The sequence below is a fragment of the Streptomyces sp. NPDC021622 genome (assembly GCF_040640795.1).
Taxonomy (GTDB): domain Bacteria; phylum Actinomycetota; class Actinomycetes; order Streptomycetales; family Streptomycetaceae; genus Streptomyces.
The window spans coordinates 180,040-198,866 of record NZ_JBFACK010000002.1; the positions used below are offsets into that span (position 1 = coordinate 180,040).

General features: G+C 70.7%; 14 protein-coding genes. 9 read left to right on the top strand and 5 right to left on the bottom strand.

Annotation, left to right across the window (positions count from 1 at the left end; all coding sequences use genetic code 11):
- Nucleotides 1–73 precede the first annotated feature (73 nt).
- On the bottom strand, nt 74–532 hold the full coding sequence (locus AB0G47_RS05185) for a MarR family winged helix-turn-helix transcriptional regulator (RefSeq protein ID WP_360764230.1): 459 nt from the start codon (nt 530–532) through the stop codon (nt 74–76).
- 92 nt (nt 533–624) lie between these two features.
- Between AB0G47_RS05185 and AB0G47_RS05190 the strand changes: the two genes are divergently transcribed.
- From AB0G47_RS05190 to AB0G47_RS05200, 3 genes are all read left to right on the top strand, one after another.
- A complete protein-coding gene (locus tag AB0G47_RS05190) occupies nt 625–1,548 on the top strand; it encodes a zinc-binding dehydrogenase (protein WP_360764232.1) in 924 nt (307 codons plus the stop codon).
- 172 nt (nt 1,549–1,720) lie between these two features.
- Complete coding sequence (locus AB0G47_RS05195; protein WP_360764234.1) at nt 1,721–3,619, top strand: sialidase family protein; 1,899 nt, start codon at nt 1,721–1,723, stop codon at nt 3,617–3,619.
- Nucleotides 3,620–3,629: 10 nt separating this feature from the next.
- The gene (locus AB0G47_RS05200) at nt 3,630–4,886 is read left to right on the top strand and encodes a DUF4185 domain-containing protein (protein WP_360764236.1); all 1,257 of its coding nucleotides are present in this window, start codon (nt 3,630–3,632) and stop codon (nt 4,884–4,886) included.
- Here the strand turns inward: AB0G47_RS05200 and AB0G47_RS05205 are convergent.
- Nucleotides 4,822–5,835: a bile acid:sodium symporter family protein gene (locus AB0G47_RS05205; protein ID WP_360765102.1), complete on the bottom strand. Its 1,014-nt coding sequence runs from the start codon at nt 5,833–5,835 to the stop codon at nt 4,822–4,824. The genes AB0G47_RS05200 and AB0G47_RS05205 overlap by 65 nt on opposite strands.
- A gap of 154 nt (nt 5,836–5,989) precedes the next feature.
- On the opposite strand from AB0G47_RS05205, the gene AB0G47_RS05210 reads away from it, so the two are divergent.
- Nucleotides 5,990–6,850 (top strand): LysR substrate-binding domain-containing protein, encoded by an 861-nt coding sequence (locus AB0G47_RS05210; RefSeq protein WP_360764238.1) that lies wholly within the window; start codon nt 5,990–5,992, stop codon nt 6,848–6,850.
- A gap of 114 nt (nt 6,851–6,964) precedes the next feature.
- On the opposite strand, the gene AB0G47_RS05215 is transcribed toward AB0G47_RS05210, so the two are convergent.
- Nucleotides 6,965–7,945, bottom strand: a complete 981-nt coding sequence (locus AB0G47_RS05215; RefSeq protein WP_360764240.1) for an AsnC family transcriptional regulator — start codon at nt 7,943–7,945, stop codon at nt 6,965–6,967.
- A gap of 127 nt (nt 7,946–8,072) precedes the next feature.
- Here AB0G47_RS05215 and AB0G47_RS05220 point away from each other — a divergent pair, with 127 nt between their 5' ends.
- The 5 genes from AB0G47_RS05220 to AB0G47_RS05240 all read left to right on the top strand — a co-directional run bounded on the left by AB0G47_RS05220 (nt 8,073) and on the right by AB0G47_RS05240 (nt 16,638).
- Complete coding sequence (locus tag AB0G47_RS05220; RefSeq protein ID WP_360764242.1) at nt 8,073–9,566, top strand: MFS transporter; 1,494 nt, start codon at nt 8,073–8,075, stop codon at nt 9,564–9,566.
- 203 nt (nt 9,567–9,769) lie between these two features.
- On the top strand, nt 9,770–11,593 hold the full coding sequence (locus tag AB0G47_RS05225; RefSeq protein ID WP_360764244.1) for an AMP-dependent synthetase/ligase: 1,824 nt from the start codon (nt 9,770–9,772) through the stop codon (nt 11,591–11,593).
- Nucleotides 11,594–11,748: 155 nt separating this feature from the next.
- Nucleotides 11,749–12,978, top strand: coding sequence for an ABC transporter substrate-binding protein (locus tag AB0G47_RS05230; RefSeq protein WP_360764245.1), 1,230 nt, complete (start codon nt 11,749–11,751; stop codon nt 12,976–12,978).
- A gap of 22 nt (nt 12,979–13,000) precedes the next feature.
- A complete protein-coding gene (locus AB0G47_RS05235) occupies nt 13,001–15,850 on the top strand; it encodes an ATP-binding cassette domain-containing protein (RefSeq protein WP_360764247.1) in 2,850 nt (949 codons plus the stop codon).
- Nucleotides 15,847–16,638, top strand: a complete 792-nt coding sequence (locus AB0G47_RS05240) for an ABC transporter ATP-binding protein (RefSeq protein WP_360764249.1) — start codon at nt 15,847–15,849, stop codon at nt 16,636–16,638. The genes AB0G47_RS05235 and AB0G47_RS05240 overlap by 4 nt, the downstream gene beginning before the upstream one ends.
- Nucleotides 16,639–16,647: 9 nt before the next feature.
- On the opposite strand, the gene AB0G47_RS05245 is transcribed toward AB0G47_RS05240, so the two are convergent.
- Both AB0G47_RS05245 and AB0G47_RS05250 read right to left on the bottom strand, forming a co-directional pair.
- A complete protein-coding gene (locus AB0G47_RS05245) occupies nt 16,648–17,775 on the bottom strand; it encodes a PQQ-dependent sugar dehydrogenase (protein WP_360764251.1) in 1,128 nt (375 codons plus the stop codon).
- A 3-nt stretch (nt 17,776–17,778) separates the two neighbouring features.
- A complete protein-coding gene (locus tag AB0G47_RS05250) occupies nt 17,779–18,792 on the bottom strand; it encodes a chitinase (RefSeq protein ID WP_360764253.1) in 1,014 nt (337 codons plus the stop codon).
- Nucleotides 18,793–18,827: the final 35 nt, after the last annotated feature.

The following is an 18,827-nucleotide window of genomic DNA, read 5'->3' on the forward strand; positions in this document are numbered from 1 at the left end:
CGGCGGCGGGACCCCGGCCGGCGGGGAGCGCCCCCTGCGCCGGCGGGGTCCCGGCCCCGCACGGCTTCACGCTCTACGCCTCGATGCCCTGCCCCTCGATGCCCGAGATCCGGGTCAGGAGTGCGAGGAACTGCTTCCGCTCCGTGGCCGAAAGAGGCGCGAGCAGTTCGTTGTTGGCCCGCCGCGCGGCCTCGGCACAGCGGTCTAGGGTGCGCTCGCCGTCCTCCGTGATCGTGATCGCGTTCTTGCGGCGGTCGGTGGGGTCGGGTGCGCGTAGGACGAGGCCGGCGTCCTGGAGGTCGTTGATGACGCCCACCAGGTCCTTGGGGTCGAGCTGGATGCTGCGGCCGAGGGCGGCCTGCGCGACGGGGCCCTGATCGGCCACGGCCGAGAGCACCACGTGGTGCCACATCTTCATGTCCTCTTCCGCGAGGGCTTCGGCGACGAGGCCTCGGCCACGGGCCGCCGCGCGGCCGAGGAGCCAGCTGGGGAGGGTGCGGATGCCGCTGGGGGCGGGCGGGGTCGTGGGCATGGGACGAGCCTATCCGAGAATCATTGGACTCCCCAATGAAAGTATGCGTATCGTTGGGGTTCCCAACGATCCCCTTTCCCGAGGAGATGCGCATGCGTCGCGTTCGGTACGAACACAGCGGTGGCCCCGAGGTGCTGTTCCTGGAGGAGGCGCCCGTACCGGTGCCCGGCGCGGGTGAACTCCTCGTCCGGGCCGAGGCGATCGGCGTCACGCTCCCCGTCGTCCGCAAGGTCCGCGAGTCCCGCGAACCGATCGCACTCGGCGGCGAGATCGCCGGAGAGGTGATCGCGGTCGGCGAGGGCGTGACGGCGTACGCGCCCGGCGATCGCGTCACGGGTCTCGTGTTCGGCCACGGCTACGCGGACTACGCCCTCCTGGACCAGGCCATGGCCTCACCCGTCCCCGATGGAGCAAGCGCCACCGACGCGGTCGCGCTCGTCCGCAGCGGTCTCGTCGCCTACGGCGCACTCGACGCCGCACGGCCCGAGCAGGGCGAGGCCGCACTCGTCACGGCCGCGGCGAGCGGAGTCGGTCATCTCGCCCTGCAGTTGGCCCGGCTGAGGGGCGCGAGCCGAGTAGTGGGGGCCGTCTCCGGACCCGCCAAGGCGGACTTCGTGCGCTCGCTCGGCGCCGATGAGGTCGTCACGTACGAGGAAGAGGCGTGGGGCGAGCCGGTCGACTACGCCCTCGACGCCGTCGGCGGCGAACTCCTGTCCCCCGCCGTACGGGCACTCGCGCCGCACGGGCGGCTCGTCGCGTACAGCTCGGGCGGCGGCACGGTCCAGGCGTACGACCTGCTCGTGGGCGCCAAGTCGGTGATCGGCTTCCAGATGGCGCTCATCGCGCGCGGGAAGCCCGAGCTGTACGAGACGTGGCGGCAGGAGCTGTGGCGGCTCTTCTCCGGGGGCGCGCTGCGGCCCGCCGTGCACGCGGCGTTCGCCCTCGACGACGCGGCGAAGGCGCACGCGGTGATCGAGGCGCGGAGCAACCTCGGGAAGGTCGTCCTGATCCCCTGACCAAGATCGGTCTGATCCGCTGACCAAGGTCGGTCCGATCCGCTGACCAGGTGACGCGCATTCACCCTTCGCGCGCTTCTTGTGGGGTGCCGAACGCCCCAAGTAGCGTCTGTGGCGCACGTCAGACGTGGGATGTCAGGATGTCCAGTCACCTTGGAGGGTGGGCCGCACCATGCCATCAGGTCTCCGTGTACGCCTCAGATCACTCCGAACGGCCGCGACCGCGTTAACGCTCGTCACCTTCGGGGCGCTGCTGCCCGCGCCGTCCGCGCAGGCCGCCCCCGACGCCCCCGCGACGGAGTTCGAGCAGCAGGTCCTGTTCAAGGCCTCGCAGGACCCCGGGTACGCCTGCTATCGCATCCCCGCCGTCGTGAGGACGGTGAAGGGCACGCTCCTCGCGTTCGCCGAGGGTCGGGTCAACGACTGCAGCGACGCGGGCGACATAGACATCGTCGTCAAGCGGTCGCACGACGGCGGCCGCACCTGGAGTCCGCTCGAGGTCATCAACGAGGGCGCGGGCGACACCCACGGCAACCCCGCGCCGATCGTGGACCGCAGGACCGGCCGCATCGTCCTTGCGGAGACGTACAACACGGGCCGCACGGACGGGCAGAACTGCGCCGTGCCCTGCGACCGGACCCCGCACCTGCAGTACAGCGACGACGACGGCCGCAGCTGGTCGGCGCCGCGCGACCTGAGCGACCAGATCCTCCCCGAGGACTGGAACTCCTGGTACGCGACCGGGCCCGTGCACGGCCTCCAGCTGACCCGCGGCAAGCACGCGGGCCGGCTCGTCTTCACCGCCAACACCGAGACGTGGGACGGCAGTCGGGTCACCGCCAACCACGCGGCCCTGATCGTCAGCGACGACGGCGGCAGGAACTGGAAGGTCGGCGCCAAGGACTCGTACCCGATACCCGGTGAAGGCACGTTTCGCCAGAAGCCGTCCGAGATGACGATCACGGAGCGCCCCGACGGGGCGGTCTACGTCAGCGGGCGCGAGCAGGACGGCACCGATCTCGGGCATCGCACCCACACGATCAGCCGCGACGGCGGTGAATCCTTCGTCGCGCCGTTCAAGGCCATCCCCGACCTCTATACGCCCCAAGTGCAGGGCGCCACGCTCCAGTTCGGCAAGCGGATGCTGCTCGCCTGCCCGGGTGACCCGGACCGCCGCCGCACGATGCAGATCCGCTCCTCGTACGACGGCGGCCGCACCTGGGACAGTGTGGACCGCGGCACGACGGTCACCACGGACTGGTCCGGCTACTCGGACCTGGTGCGGGCCGACGGCGGGCACGTGGGTCTGCTGTACGAGGGCGGGGCGGTCGACGCCCGCGACGAGATCCGCTTCGCGCGCTTCACCGAGGACTGGCTGCAGCCGCGCCGCGGCCCGGACCCGACGACCGCCGACCGCGCGCCGCGGGCGAAGCCCGCCGCCGTGCTCGGCGGGGCCTCGACGACCGACGGCCGGTTCGGCAAGGCGATCGCCTTCGACGGCACGGACGACGCCGTCCGGCTGCCCTTCCGAAGCCAACTCCCCCTTGGCGCAAAGGACTTCACCGCATCGCTGTGGTTCCGCTACTCCGCGACCAGCGGTGAGCAGCCGCTGCTGTGGATGGGCGGCATCGGCACCAATCAGCCGCAGGTGTGGCTGCGCGGTGAGCCCGCGAGCAACCGTGTCACGGGCCTGATCACCACGCGCGACGGGGCGACTGCGCCGAGGTCGGCCGCCGTGCGCACCACGGGCGCGTACAACGACGGGCAGTGGCATCACATCGCGCTGCGCAGGGGCGGCGGGCAGCTGACGCTCTCCGTCGACGGTACGCGGATCAGCACCGCCGATGTGCCGGGCACGGTCACCCGGAATTCGGGGTACGGCTTCCATGTCGGGCAGCGGGTCGACAGTCGCGCCCATTTCAGCGGCTCGATCGATGAAGTGCGCGTCTACGACAGGGCGCTGAGCGACGCGGAGCTCACGGAACTGGGGACGGAAGGGGCCGCGAAGGCTCCTGTGACGCGGGACACCGTCGCATGGCTTCCCATGGACCACATCCGCGCGAGCAACTAACGTCCCGCTCGTGCCCGCCGACCGAGCTCCCCGCACCGGCTGGGGCGCGCGCAGGACCACGCTGGTCCTGCTGCTCGCCCTGGTCTGCGCGGCCGTGCTGCTCACCGCCCTCCCGGACGACCGGGAGGGCGGTCCGGCATGCGAGGCGCGCACGGTCTCCTCCTGGTCGGCCGACGAGCGGACCACCGGGGCGTTCGCCCGGTACGGCGACGACACGGCGCGCGCGGACGACTGGACCGGCGGGGACGGCACCCATTCGGTGCGCCTCCCGGACGGGCGGCTCCTGTGGCTGTTCTCCGACACCTTCCTCGGCCAGGTGCACGCGCCGCCCAACCCGGTCGGCCAGCCGCACACCTGGCGGGACACGACCGCGCCGATGGTGCGCAACTCGGCCGTGGTGATGTCCCGCTCGGGCACCCTGCAGCGCACCCTGCCGGCCCCGCTCTTCCCCGACCCGGCGCCGAACCAGTGGCGCTGGCCGGTGGCGGCGCAGGTGGAGCCGCGCTCCCCTGGCTCGGCGGACGACGTCGTACGCGTCCTGCTGTGGACCCGCGCCACCGGGACAGGGCCGTGGATCTACGGCGTGCCCACCGGCACCGAGGTCGCCACGCTGTCGCTGCCCGATCTGCGCGTCGAGGGCATCGTCAAGGTCTCCGACCAGCAGTCGGTGCCTGACCCGGACAAGCGCGTGCTCTACGGCACCACCGCCGTCGACGACGACGGCTGGACGTATGTGTTCGGCGGCAACGACGGGCAGGCGGCCGCGCGGCCTGCCTCGCACGCGTACGTCGCGCGGGTGCCGCAGGGCAGGCTGGCCGAGCCGGGCGCGTGGCGGTACTGGGACGGCAAGGGCTGGACGAAGGACGGGAAGCCCCGGTCGGTGCTGGGTGACGGTGAGCGCAAGGGGGTGGGCAGCGCGTTCACCGTGGTGCGGGTGAAGGGGACGTACGTCCTGTTCACGATGGCCGCGGGCACCGAGGGCCTGACCACGGTGACCTCCTACTGGGCCTGCTCGCCCACCGGTCCTTGGCGCGGCCCCACGAAGAGCTTCGCGCCGCCCCTGCCCAAGGACGGCGCGACCAAGCAGGACGTGGCCGCGTACAACCCGCAGGCCCATCCGGCGCTCAGCGAGAACGGGCGGCTGCTGCTCAGTTACGACGTCAACTGGCTCGACGCGGTGCCCGCGAGCGCGCAGGCGAACGTCAGCCGGAACGTGTCCCTGTACCGACCGCGGTTCGTGTCTCTTCGGATCGCGACGGCTCGCTGACGAAGTCCTCCAGATCGCGCGAGCGCCGCTTGGCGATCACCGCGCAGACCATCAGCTGCATCTGGTGGAAGAGCATCAGCGGCAGCACGGCGAGCGAGGCCTGGGCCCCGAACAGGACGCTGGCCATGGGCAGCCCGGCGGCCAGGGACTTCTTCGACCCGGCGAACTGGATGGCGATCCGGTCCCCGCGGCCGAAGCCGAGCCGCTTGGCTCCGTACCAGGTCAGGGCGAGCATCGCGGCGAGCAGCACCGCCTCGACACCGAGCAGCGCGACGAGGCGCAGCGGGGTCACCTGGTGCCAGATGCCCTGCACCATGCCCTCGCTGAACGCGGTGTAGACGACGAGCAGGATCGAACCGCGGTCGACGAGGCCGAGGACCTTCTTGTTCCGTGCGATGAAGCGGCCTATCCAGCGGCGCAGGAACTGCCCGGCCAGGAACGGCACGAGGAGCTGCAGCACGATCTTCATGACCGAGTCCGCGGAGAACCCGGCCCCGCTGTTGCCGAGCAGCGCGGCCGCGAGCAGCGGGGTGAGGACGATGCCGGCGAGCGAGGAGAAGGAGCCCGCGCAGATCGCCGCGGGTACGTTGCCGCGCGCCATGGAGGTGAAGGCGATCGACGACTGGATCGTGGACGGCACAAGGGTCAGGAAGAGGAACCCGCTGTAGAGGGCTGGGGTCAGCACGTACGGGACGAGTCCCTTGGCCGCGAGCCCGAGCAGCGGGAAGGCGACGAACGTACAGGCGAGGACGGTGACGTGCAGCCGCCAGTGCTTGAGTCCGTCGAGCGCCTCGCGGGTGGAGAGCCGTGCCCCGTAGAGGAAGAAGAGCAGCGACACCGCCGCGGTGGAGGCCCCGGATGCGATGTCGGCGCCGGTGCCGCGCGCGGGGATCAGCGCGGCGACGCCCACGGTCCCGAGCAACGCCAGGATGTACGGGTCGATCGGCATCCAGGAGGGCCAGCTCGGGCGTTTCACTTCGCTCCATCGGTTTCGGTTCAGATCGTGCCCTCTTGATGGTCCTCCTGATCGTCGCGATCGGGAATCCCGTACACCGCTCTGACTGTCATCACGTATCGCGATAGGCGGGGCTAAGCTCGGGAGCATGTACGACCCCGCGCAGCTCCGTACGTTCCTCGCCGTGGCCCAGACGCTGAGCTTCACGCAGGCCGCCCGGCGCCTGAATCTGCGCCAGTCCACGGTCAGCCAGCATGTGCGCCGCCTGGAGGACGCCACCGGGCGCCAGCTCTTCGCCCGTGACACGCACTCCGTGGAGCTGACGGAGGACGGCGAGGCGATGCTCGGCTTCGCGCGGCGGATCCTGGAGGTGCATGAGCAGGCGTCGGCGTTCTTCACCGGGACGCGGCTCGGCGGGCGGCTGCGGTTCGGGGCGTCGGAGGACTTCGTCCTGACCCGGCTCACCGACATCCTGGAGTCGTTCCGGCACGACCATCCCGAGGTCGATCTGGAGCTGACGGTCGAGCTGTCGGGCACCCTGCACGAGCGGCTCGACGCCGGGAAGCTCGACCTCGTCCTCGCCAAGCGGCGCCCGGAGGATCCGCGCGGCGAGCTGGTCTGGCACGACAAGCTCGTCTGGATCGGCGCCGAGCGGCTGCGGCTCGACCCCGAACAGCCGGTGCCGCTCATCGTGTTCCCGCCGCCGGGCATCACCCGTGCGCTCGCCCTCGAAGCGCTGGAGCGGCGCGGCCGTGCCTGGCGGATCGCCTGCACGAGCGGCAGCCTCAACGGCCTGGTCGCCGCAGCCCGCGCGGGACTCGGCGTGATGGCGCACTCCCACGGGCTCATCCCGCCGGGCCTGGTCCGCGTCCCGGAGCGGGCGGGCCTTCCCGAGCTGGGCGCGGTCGACTTCGTGCTGCTGCACGGGGAGCGGCGGGCGTCCGCGCAGGGGGCGGCGGAGGCGCTTGCCGCGGCGATCCTGGCCAGCGGGGACCGGCTGCGCCGCTGAGCGCTCCGTTGGACGTGCGGTGATTGACCCGCGGGCCGGTGGGGGCTTGTCGCGCCCACGCGGCGGAGCCGCATATGTCACAGCCCCGCGCCCCTTACGGGGCGCCGAGACCGCTCAGCGGGGGAACGGCCGGTACGTCAGCTGTTTGACCCGGCGGATGAACGGCGCCGTCTCGACGTGCTGGACGCCGTCCAGGTGGCCGAGGCGCCCGCTGAGGTAGCGGTAGAGGGAGGGGATGTCGCGAGCCACGGCGGTCGCCATGATGTTGGACGCCCCCGCGACGGCGCTGGCATGGGCGATCTCCGCGTGGGTGGCGAGGGTCTTGCCCACCGTGTCCAGGGCCCAGGGGGCGGCGGTGATCCAGAGCATCGAACCGACGTGGAAACCGACCAGGGCCGAGTCGTACTCGATGTCGATGTAGATCGCGCCGGACGCGAGCAGCGCGGCGAGGCGGCGCTTGACCGCGGACTCCGAGCGGCCGGTGGCCTGTTGGAGCTCGGGGTAGGTCGCGCGGCCGTCCCGTTCGAGCGCGGCGACCAGCGGCTCGTCCTCCGGGTCGATGCGCAGTGGCCCTTCCGCGGGGTCGGTGCCGGGCCGGGCCGGGCGCAGGGCTGCGGCCTGTTCCCCGGTGAGCGGTCCGTGTTTGATCAGCCAGCCGTTGGGGCCGCCGAAGAAGCGGTGCAGCATCTGCTGGGCGCGGATGTCGACGATGTGCGGGGTGCGCGGGAGCTTGCCGAGCAGCAGCTCGTCCTGGTCGCTCTGGCTGCGCGGCCGGGTGCAGCAGACGACTTCGGTGCCGCCGGACGTGAGGCCGATCCACGAGGTGTCGGGGCGGCGGGCCAGCGCGGCCGCGATGGCCTCGGCGCCGTCGGGGGCGCAGCGCAGCCGCAGCATCCACTGCTCCTGGCCGAGCCGCTCGTTGTCCCGTACGGCGACGACCCGCAGACCACCATCGGAGACCAGCTTGCGGTAGCGGCGGGCGACCGTCTGGTCCGAGACGCCTAGGACGGCCGCGATCCGGCTGAAAGGCGCGCGTCCGTCGATCTCCAGGGCCTGCAGCAGCTTGGCGTCGAGCGAGTCAGGCATGGGAGACATGGAGGATTCCATTGGCCTGATGTCCATCAGTGTCGGTTTCCTTCGCTCTGCCGCTGGTGATGGCCGGGATCGTCCGGCGGCATCCCATCGTACGAGGCACGCAGATCCGTCGTACAAGGAGTTGAGGATGCGTACATGGGGGCCGCTCACCGCGGTGAGCCTGGGGACGTTCATGCTGTTGCTGGACGTGACGATCGTGGTCGTGGCGCTGCCCGACATGGCGCGGGCGCTGAACGCCTCGCTGAGCGATCTGCAATGGGTGATCGACGGCTACGCGCTTGCGCTCGCCGCGCTGCTGCTCGGGGTCGGGGCCGCGGCGGACGTGCTCGGGAGGCGGCGGCTCAACGTCGCGGGCACCGCGCTCTTCGCGCTGGCCTCGCTCGGCTGCGGGCTCGCGTCGAACGCTGACGTCCTGGTGGCCGCCCGCGCCCTGCAGGGACTCGGCGCCGCCGCGATGTTCGCCACGACGCTGCCGCTGCTCGGCGCCGCCTACCAGGGCCGCGACCGGTCCGTGGCGCTCGGCGTCTGGGGCGCGGTGAGCGGGGCCGCGGCGGCGATGGGGCCGATCGTCGGCGGGCTGCTCACCGAAGGGCCGGGCTGGCGGTGGATCTTCTTCGTGAATCTGCCGGTGAGCGTGGCGTCGATGTGGATGACGTTGCGCGTGGTCCCCGAGTCGAAGGGCCAGGCAGGCCGTCGGGTCGACTGGGCGGGTACGGCGACGTTCGCGCTGTTCGCCGGAGCCCTGACGTACGGAGTGGTGCGGGCCGGGTCGGAGGGCTGGACGTCGGCGGCCACCACGGTGACCCTCGCCGTCTCCGTGCTCGCCCTCGTCGGCTTCGTGGCGATCGAACGCCGCGTGGCGCACCCGCTGCTCGACCTGAGGCTGCTGCGCACGCCCGCCTTCACGGGCGTACTGCTCGGCGCGATCGGCTACAACGCCGCCGCTTTCGGCCTGATGCCCTACCTCTCGATCTGGCTGCAGACCGTGCTCGGCATGAGCCCGGTGACCGGCAGCCTCGTGATGCTGCCGCTGGCCGCGATGTCGTTCATGGTGGCCGCGGTCGGCGGGCGGATGCTGCACGGGGTGCCCGCACGGCTGACCATCGGCGTGGGCCTGCTCCTGATCGGCGCCGGCGGGATCGCCCTCGCGGTGCTCGACGCCGGGTCGTCGTGGGGCGCGCTCATCCCGGGGCTCACGGTCGCCGGGGTCGGCACGGGTCTGGTCGCGCCGGGCCTTGCGGGCGCCGCGCTCGCCGCGGTGCCGGCCGCGAACTCGGGGATGGCGGGCGGCGCGGTCAACACGTTCCGGCAGCTCGGGTACGCGCTCGGGGTCGCCGTCTTCGGCACGGTGCTCACCTCGCGGATGCAGGACTCGCTGGGACATGACGCGGCTCACACCCTCGCGGGCGGCGGCGCCGAGGCACTCCGTGGGACCCTCTCCGAGCACACCGTGCGGGCCGCGTTCGCCTCCGGTCTGAACGCCGCGGCGGTCGTTGCAGGAGCCGTGGGCCTGGTCGCCGGAGTGCTGGTCCTCGTGATGGTGCGGTCCGCACGCAAGGCACCGGAGGATGAGATTCCGGTGGCCGAAACCCGCGTCCCCGCAGGACGGTCGCAGCAGTAACCGCTGCGTACAGATTCGGTGGAGATTACGCCACCGAAACTTACTCAACCGTAAGTAATCTGTCCCGCCTCTCCCCTTGTGGCCGCATTTCACCGGCTGACCAGCGTGGACGGTACGTACCGATGGGTCGGTCACCCCCTCCCGCCGGGCAGCGCGGTGGGGTACCGTCACCGGCGCTGTGCGGAGCGCCACAAGGAGCATCATTGCGCGAGTTCACGAACCCTCCGATGGCGTCGGCGCCGCTGGTGGGCGGCCTTGCCGACGTCGTGTTCGACCATGCCCTTGAGGATCCGCTCCACGTGGCCCTCGGCATCAAGACCGACGGCGTGTGGCGCGACGTCACATCGGCGGAGTTCCGCGACCAGGTGATGGCGCTCGCCAAGGGGCTGCTCGCCCAGGGGGTCCGTTTCGGCGACCGCGTCGCCATCATGTGCCGCACCCGCTACGAGTGGACGCTGTTCGACTACGCGCTGTGGACGGTCGGCGCCCAGGTGGTGCCCATCTATCCGACCTCGTCGGCCGAGCAGGTCTTCTGGATGCTGCACGACGCCCAGGTGTCGGCCGCCATGGTCGAGCACGAGGACCACGCGATGACCATCGGCTCGGTGATCGACCGGCTGCCGCAGCTGCGCAGGCTGTGGCAGCTGGACGCCGATGCGGTGGGCGAACTGAACCGGTCGGGGCTCGACATCGACGACGAGGTCGTCAACCGCCACCGGCGCGCGGTCACCCCCGACTCGATCGCCACGATCATCTACACCTCGGGCACCACGGGCCGCCCCAAGGGCTGTCTGATCTCCCACGCGAACTTCATGTTCGAGGCGGATACGGTCATCCAGCGCTGGGAGCCGGTCTTCCACTCCCGGCGCGGCGACGAGGCGACAACGTTGCTCTTCCTGCCGCTGGCCCATGTCTTCGGGCGGATGGTCCAGGTCGCGGCGGTCCGCGGCGGGGTCAAGCTGGGCCACCAGCCGAGCCTGAACGCGGCGGCGCTCATCCCCGATCTGGCCGCGTTCCGCCCGTCGTTCATCCTGGCCGTGCCGTACATCTTCGAGAAGGTCTTCAACGCCGCGCGGCGCAAGGCCGAGAAGGGCGGCAAGTCGGGCCCGTTCGACAAGGCCGTGGAGTGCGCCGTGCGGTACGCGGACGCCATGGAGGCCAGGGCCTTCGGCACCGGGCCAGGACCTTCGGCGGCCCTGCGGATGCAGCACCAGCTCTTCGACAAGCTCGTCTACTCCAAGGTGCGCGAGGCGATGGGCGGCCGGGTGCGGCACGCGATGTCCGGCGGCTCCGGGATGGACCGCCGCCTCGGTCTGTTCTTCGCGGGCGCGGGCGTGACGATCTACGAGGGGTACGGCCTCACCGAGTCGACGGCCGCCGCGACCGCCAACCCGCCCGAGCGCACCCGCTACGGCACGGTCGGCCAGCCCATCCCCGGCACGACCGTGCACATCGCGGACGACGGGGAGGTCTGGCTGAGCGGCGGCAATGTCTTCCAGGGCTACCTCAACGACCCCAAGGCCACCGACGCGACGCTGCACGAGGGCTGGCTCGCCACCGGCGATCTTGGCGCGCTCGACGAGGACGGCTACCTCACGATCACCGGGCGCAAGAAGGAGATCCTGGTGACCTCCGGCGGCAAGAGCGTGTCGCCGGGACAGCTGGAGGAGCGGGTGCGCGACCATCCGCTGGTCGCGCAGTGCATCGTCGTGGGCAACGACCGCCCCTACATCGCGGCGCTCGTCACGCTGGACGCCGAGGCCGTCGAGCACTGGCTGAACATGCGCCGCAAGCCGCCGATGTCGCCGACGGACCTGGTGCGTGATCCGGATCTGGAGACGGAGGTACGGCGGGCCGTGGTGGCCGCCAACACCCTTGTCTCACAGGCCGAGTCGATTCGTACGTTCCGGATACTGGCCCACCAGTTCTCCGAGGAGCACGGGTTGCTCACGCCTTCGCTGAAGCTCAAGCGGAAGGCCATCGAGACCGCCTACTCGGCCGAGGTCGAGGCGCTTTACCGCGCGTAACAGGCCCTTTGGGGTTTCTGACGGTTCATCAATTACCGACGCGTCAGTTATTGACGGTTCATCAGGTCACGCACAGAATCAGCCCCACTTCGACGGAGGGGGCTCGACCCGTGTCGCGATCGATCCGCACCTGTACCCGTACCATCACCGCCACCGTGGCCGCACTGCTGCTCGCCACCGCCTGCAACTCCGCATCGAACAGCAGTGGTTCGGGCGGGGGCGACAAGGCCGACGGCTCCGCCCGCGGCGTGAGTGCCGACTCCATCAAGGTCGGCGGAATCGTCTCCATGACGACGGCGAGCGGCTACAGCAAGAAGGACACCGACCTCGGCGCCAAGGCCCGCTTCGACCGTGCGAACGCCGACGGCGGCGTACACGGACGGAAGATCGACTACCTGGGCGCGGAGGACGACGGCCAGGACCCCGGCAAGAATCTCGCGGCGGCGCGCAAACTCGTCCAGCAGGACAAGGTGTTCGCCATCGCGCCGATGAGCTCGGTCACCTTCTCCGGAGCGGACTTCCTCCAGAAGCAGAAGGTGCCGACGTTCGGCTGGGGCACCATCCCGCCCTTCTGCGGCCCGAGTTACATGTACGGCTTCGGCGGCTGCATGGTGCCGATGCCCGGAGGCACCATCACCCAGAGCTGGCCCGAGGGCCTGAAGAAGGTGACGGAAGGATCGAAGGGCAAGTCGGTGGCCATCCTCGCCAACGACAACGACGCGGGCACCTTCGCCATCCGCACCTACAAGCAGAGCTTCGCCGCCGCCGGCTACAAGGTGACGTTCGCCAAGTCGACGGTGCCCGCGACCTCGGTGCCCAGCGACTGGTCGGCGTACACGAAGGAGATCCTGCGCTCGGACGGCGGCAAGGCGCCCGACGTGGTGGTCTCCGTGATGCAGACCCCGTACAACATCGGCCTGTTCACGGCCGTCAAGCGCTCGGGCTTCAAGGGCGTGCTCACCGACCCGACCGACTACGACCCGGGCCTGCTCGCCAAGAGCGCGACGAAGAAGGCGCTCGACGGCGTGCACATCCTGCTCTCCTTCCAGCCGTTCGAGCAGAACACGGCGGCGATGCGCCAGTTCAAGACCGACATCAGGAAGGCGGCGGGCAAGGACGTCCCGCTCAACATGCACATGATGACCGGCTATATGTCGGCCGACCTCTTCCTCGCCGTCGCCGAGAAGGCGGGCAAGGATCTGACGGTCTCCTCCTTCCAGAAGGCGGCGAACGGCTTCTCCGACAAGGGCACGATGGTCGGCGACCGCGCCCTGCCCAAGGGGCAGAAGGAAGCGTTCGGCTGCGGCGCGCTGGTGCAGCTGAAGGGCGGCAAGTACGCGGTGTCGGCCCCCTTCAAGTGCTACGACCCCATCCCCTTCAAGTAGCAAGCGGGGGGCGTCTCACCTCATGTCGGACCTCCTTGGATTCGTTCTGAGCGGTCTCGTATCGGGCGCGCTCTACGCGCTGCTCGCCACGGGCCTCGTCCTGTCCTACTCCGCATCCGGTCTCTTCAACTTCGCGCACGGCGCCACCGCCTACCTCTGCGCGCTCGCCTTCTACGAACTCCACTCCGGCTTCGGCTGGCCTGCCGTGCCGACGGCCCTGCTCCTTGTCTGCGTGGTGGCCCCCTCCCTCGGCTGGGGCCTGGACCGGCTGATGTTCCGCAAACTGGCGCGGGTCGGCGAGACCGCGCAGATCGTGGCGACGATCGGACTGCTCGTCGCGCTGCCCGCGCTCGGCCTGTGGATCGTGGAACTCCTGGAGGACGCGGGCGCTTCCGTGAAGCCCGCCGAGAACCAGTTCGGACTTCCGGGGGTCGGGCCGAGCCCCGCCAAGTCCTGGCAGCTGATGGACGGCGTCGGCATCGACTCCGACCAGCTGATCACGTGGGTGGCGACGGCCGTGGTCGCGGTCGGCCTGTGGGTCCTGATGCGGCACACACCGCTGGGGCTCCGGCTGCGGGCCGCGGTCGACAACCGCTCGCTGGTGGAGCTGCGGGGCATGAGCGCGGACCGGCTCTCGTCGATGGCGTGGATGCTGTCGTCGGGGCTCGCGGGACTTGCGGGTGTGCTGGCGACTCCGTTGCTGGGGTTGTCGTCGCACGACTTCACGCTGTTCCTTTTCGTCTCCGCGACGGCGGCAGTCCTGGGCCGCTTCATGTCGATCCCGCTGGCCTTCGCGGGCGGGCTCGGGCTCGGGGTGCTGCAGAATCTGGTCGCCGGGTACGCCGACTTCGCGGAGAAGATCACGGGCTTCCGTACGGCGGTCCCGTTCCTGATCCTCTTCGCCGGGCTGCTGCTCCTGACGCGGCGGCAGCGCACCGCGGGCACGGCGGCGGCGGACGCACCGCCGATCGACTATCTGGCGGGGCGTTCTTGGGTGCGGCGGTGGGGGCCGTGGGCGGCGGGGGCGGTCGCACTCGCGGTCTCGTTCTACACGGTTACCACGCCCTTCTGGAGCGGGATCCTCGCGCAGGGCCTCGCCATCTCGGTCGTCTTCATCTCGTTCACCGTGGTGACGGGGCTCGGCGCGATGGTGTCCCTGGCGCAGGCGACGTTCGTGACGGGGGCGGCGCTGGTGGCCGGCCTCCTGATGAGCCACGGCTGGCCGTTCATCGCGGCGGCGCTGGTGGGGACGTGCGGGGCGGCGGTGCTCGGCGCCCTGGTCGCGCTGCCGGCGCTGCGGCTCGGGGGCCGGTCTCTCGCGCTTGCCACGCTGGCGCTGGCGTTTCTGGCCGATCAAGTCCTCTTCCAGATGGGGTGGTTGAGGAACGGCGACACGGGGTGGGAGATACCCCGGCCCATCTTCGGTCCAGTTGACCTGACGGACGACCGCGCGATGGGCGTGGCGATGGTCGTCCTGGTGACGGTCGCGGTGGCGGCGCTCAGCGCGCTGCGGGGGTCGGCGACCGGGCGGGCGATGCTGGCGGTGCGGTCCGCTCCGGCGGCGGCGATGGCGTCGGGCGTGTCGGTGGTGCGGACGAAGCTGCTCGTCTTCACGCTGTCGGCGGGGCTCGCGGGGTTCGGGGGTGTGATGTACGCGTCCTTCAACACCCGGATCACTGCCACGGACTTCACGGCGATGACGGGGCTTGTGTGGCTGGCGGTGGTGGTGGCCGCGGGGGTGCGGAGGCCGCAGTTCGCGGTGGTGGCGGGGTTGGTGTTCGCGGTGATGCCGCATGTCCTTGCGGACTATGTGACGGAGTCGGTGCAGGTGCCGGTGATTCTGTTCGGGCTTGCGGGGCTGGCGCTGGCCAATGATCCGGATGGGTACTGTGCGGCGGTTTCGGTGCGGTTGCATCGGCGGCGGGTGGGGGCGGGCGTTGCCTCTGGCGGTGAATTTCCCCAACCCCGCCCCTTCCCGAAGTTTGCGGCTGCGCCGGCCGGAGTGGCCGTCGATCACCGGCTTCGCCGAGTTCGTCCTCAAACGCCGGACGGGCTGGAAAACCTGGCCGATCGGGCGGGTGGGCGGGAAAATTCAGCCCCTCCGGCGTTTGAGGAGCAAGGGGCTGGGGGCGGGGTTGGGGAAGAGAAATCCCCTGCCCTCGCCCTCCACGACCTGCACGCCGGTTACGACGGCGCCCCCGTCCTCCACGGAGTGACCCTCACCGTCCACCCGGGCGAAATCGTCGCCCTCCTCGGCCCCAACGGGGCGGGAAAGTCGACGACTTGCAAGGCCGCCGCCGGGCTCCTGTCCCCCACCCGGGGTGCGATCCACGTCGCGGGACGCGAAGCCACCCGCGAGGGCGCCGTCGCCCGCGCAAGGGCAGGCGTCGTCCTCGCCCCCGAGGGACGCGGAATCTTCCCGTCCCTCACCATCGAGGAGAACCTCACCCTCCACCTCCCGGACAAGGCCGCCCGCGAAGCCGTCTACGACCGGTTCGGCAGCCTCGCCGCCCGGCGGAAGATCACCGCGGGCTCCCTCTCCGGAGGCGAACAGCAGATGCTCGCCCTCGCACCCCTCCTCCAGCACCCGCCCGCGGTGCTCATCGCGGACGAGCCGTCCCTCGGCCTCGCGCCCCGCGTCGTGGACGAGGTGTTCCGCCTGCTCGGCGAACTCCGGGACGCCGGCACGGGGTTGCTCCTCGTCGAGGAGAAGGCGGCGGAGATCCTGGGCGTCGCCGACACCGTGGCGTACCTCGCGCAGGGCCGCGTCTCGTGGTGCGGCCCGCGCTCCGAAGTCCGGACGGACCAGCTCACCGAGGCCTATCTGGGCATAGCCGCGCAGGGGCACACCGAAGGAGTGGGCAGGCCATGAGCGACGACCGCGTAGACGACCTCATACTCGAAGCCCGCGGCGTCGGCGTCCGCTTCGGCGGCATCCGCGCCCTCGACCAGGTCGACCTCGGCCTGCGCCAGGGCGAAGTCTGCGGCCTCATCGGGCCCAACGGGGCAGGAAAAACCACCCTGTTCGACGTGGTCTCCGGCATCCGCCGCCCCGACGCGGGGCGGGTCCTCCTCGACGGGGCAGACATCACCCGCCGCTCCCCCGTCTGGCGGGCCCGGCACGGCATGCGCCGCACCTTCCAGCGCCAGCAGCTCTTCGGGCAGCTCACCGTCGCCGACAATCTCCTTGTGGCGCAGGAGTGGCGGGGCGGCGGAGGCGGGTTCGCCGCCGATCTCCTTGCGGCGCCCACCCGGCGTACGAGGGAGAAGGAGCGGCGTTCCCGTGCCGCAACTGTCCTGCGTGAGTGCGGACTTGACGCCATCGGTGACGACTACGCGGGGGCACTTCCCGTCGGCCGCGCCCGCATGGTGGAGCTGGCGCGGGCCGTGGCGGACCCGCCGAGGGTGCTGCTGCTCGACGAGCCCGCGTCGGGAATGACGGCCGACGAGCGGGGCCAGCTGTCGACCGTCATCCGGCACCTCGCGGACGAGGAGGGCTGTGCCGTGCTCCTGGTCGAGCACAACGTCGCGTTCGTGATGGAGCTGTGCGCCCGCGTCGTCGTGCTCGACCTGGGCGGCGTCCTCGCGCAGGGCACGGCGGCCGAGGTGCGCGCGGACCCGAAGGTACGGGACGCCTACCTCGGCACCGCGGCGGCGTGAGCACGTGATCTAACCGATCGTCACCCGGAAGATCCGGTCCGAACCGTCCGGCTCACCACCGTTGTTGTCCGCGTTGGTGGTGGAGAGCCAGAGCTGGTCGGCGCCCGGCACGGCGGTGACCGCGCGCAGCCGCCCGTACTCACCGACGTAGAACGCCTTCGCCGTGCCGACGTCCTCGTTGTCGGCGCTGATCGGTATGCGCCAGAGCCGCTCGCCCTTCAGTGCCGCCATGTAGACGGCGCCGTCGACGACGGCGACACCGCTCGGGGATGCCTCCGCGACGCCCCAGGTCTTCTTGGGGTTCGTCATGCCGGAGACGTCGCACTCGCCCTCGCAGGTGGGCCAGCCGTAGTTCGCGCCGGGCTTGATGAGGTTGAGCTCGTCCTTGGCGCTCTGCCCCAACTCGGCCTCCCACAGCCGTCCTTGGGGATCGAAGGCGATGCCCTGCGGGTTGCGGTGGCCCATGCTGTAGGCGTAGTTGCCGAAGGGGTTGCCGGGGGCGGGTTCGCCGTCCTTCGTCAGGCGCAGGATCTTGCCGTTGAGGGAGTTCTTGTCCTGCGCGAGACCGCCGTCCTGGGCGTCGCCCGTGGTGGCGTAGAGGTAGCCGTCGGGGCCGAAAGCCAGGCGGCCGCCGTTGTGGTACTTGTTCTTCTTGATCCCCTTGAGCAGAACCTTGTAGTCCGTCAACTGCGTGCCGTCGTAGGTCATGCGGGCGATGCGATTGCCCTCGGACGAGGTGTGCATGACGTACACGTGGTGGTTGGTGTCCCAGTCCGGGTCGACGGCCACGCCCATCAACCCGCCCTCGCCGCCCGTGGTCTGGGACTCGGGGACGGTGCCTATCTGCGTCTTCTCCTTGCCGTCCTTGGAGACGAGCCAGACGCGGAAGTCGTCGCGCTCGGTGACCACAGCGGACGCCCCGTCGGGTGTCCAGGAGGTGCCCCAGGGGATCGTCCAGCCGGTGGAGATGGTGGCGATGTCCGTCGGTTCTCCGGCCGCCGACGTCGACGCCGGTGGCGCGGGGGCGGCGGACACGGTGGGGACGTACTGCGTGAGCCCGGCCACGAGTGCGGCGGCCCCGAGCAGGGCCGCTCTCTTCTTGCTGCTGGTCTTGCCGCTCTTCTTGCCGCTGGTCATCTCTCAACCTCCGTACTGGGCAACGATTTTGGTGAAGTCGTACGGCTGTTGCGACACGCCGCTGCACGAGTCGCCGGGGCTGCCGCCCGAACCGCAGTCGCGGTCACGGTTGACCGACCAGAAGGAGAACCGTGCGATGTGGTGCTCCTTGGCGTAGGCGAGGATCGTCTCGAAGTCGCCCGTGGTGACGGTCTCGTCGGGCACGTCGGTCTTGCCGTTCATGGAGGAGACACCGATGTGCTTGTACGCGTCGGCGTCGCTGTAGCCGTAGGCGCTCTTGACCGCGCTCTGCAGGCCTTCCATGGCGCTGACGGAGGCCTCGCCCATGGAGCCGCTGTGGCCGCCGAAGTCGAACGGCATGATCACCCAGGCGTCGTTGTCGAGTCCGGCGTCGGCGCCGCGCCGGATGAGGTCCTTGCCGGTGGCATCGGGGCCCTCCGGGGTCGTGCCCATGGTCACATAGGTGACGATCCCCGGGTTCTTCTCCTTCACGATCTTCAGGGCATCGACGACCCGCTGGCGCACGGTCGCGTTGTTGAACTCGCTGTCCTCGATGTCGATGTCGAACGCCTTGAGGTCATAGGCGTCGATGACCTTCTGGTACGCCCCGGCGAGCGCCTCGGCGTTGCTGCACTTCTCGCCGAGCTTGGCGCCGCTCCAGCCGCCGACCGAGACGACGATGTCGCCGCCTGCACCGCGGATGGAGTCGATGGCGGCCTCGTCGGAGCCGCCCTTCAGGGGGCGGCTGCCGTCCCAGGCGGGGTTGCAGCCGCCGTCGGACAGGATGAAGGCGAGCGTGAACCATGTGACGCCGGTCGCGGCCATCACGTCGGTGGGCTGCTGCGGGTCGCCCCAGCCCAGGTACTCGTAGGGGGCGGCGTGGATGGTGCCGGGGGCTTTGGGCCGTGCCTGCGGGGGCGCGGCCGACGACTGGGCGGCCAGGGCGAGGGAGGCCGTCGTCGCGAGGACTCCGGCGGCGGCCATCGCGGTGACCGTTCTGTGGGGGGTGTGGGACATGGCGGGTGTGCTCTCCTTTGCAGTGTTAGGAAGGG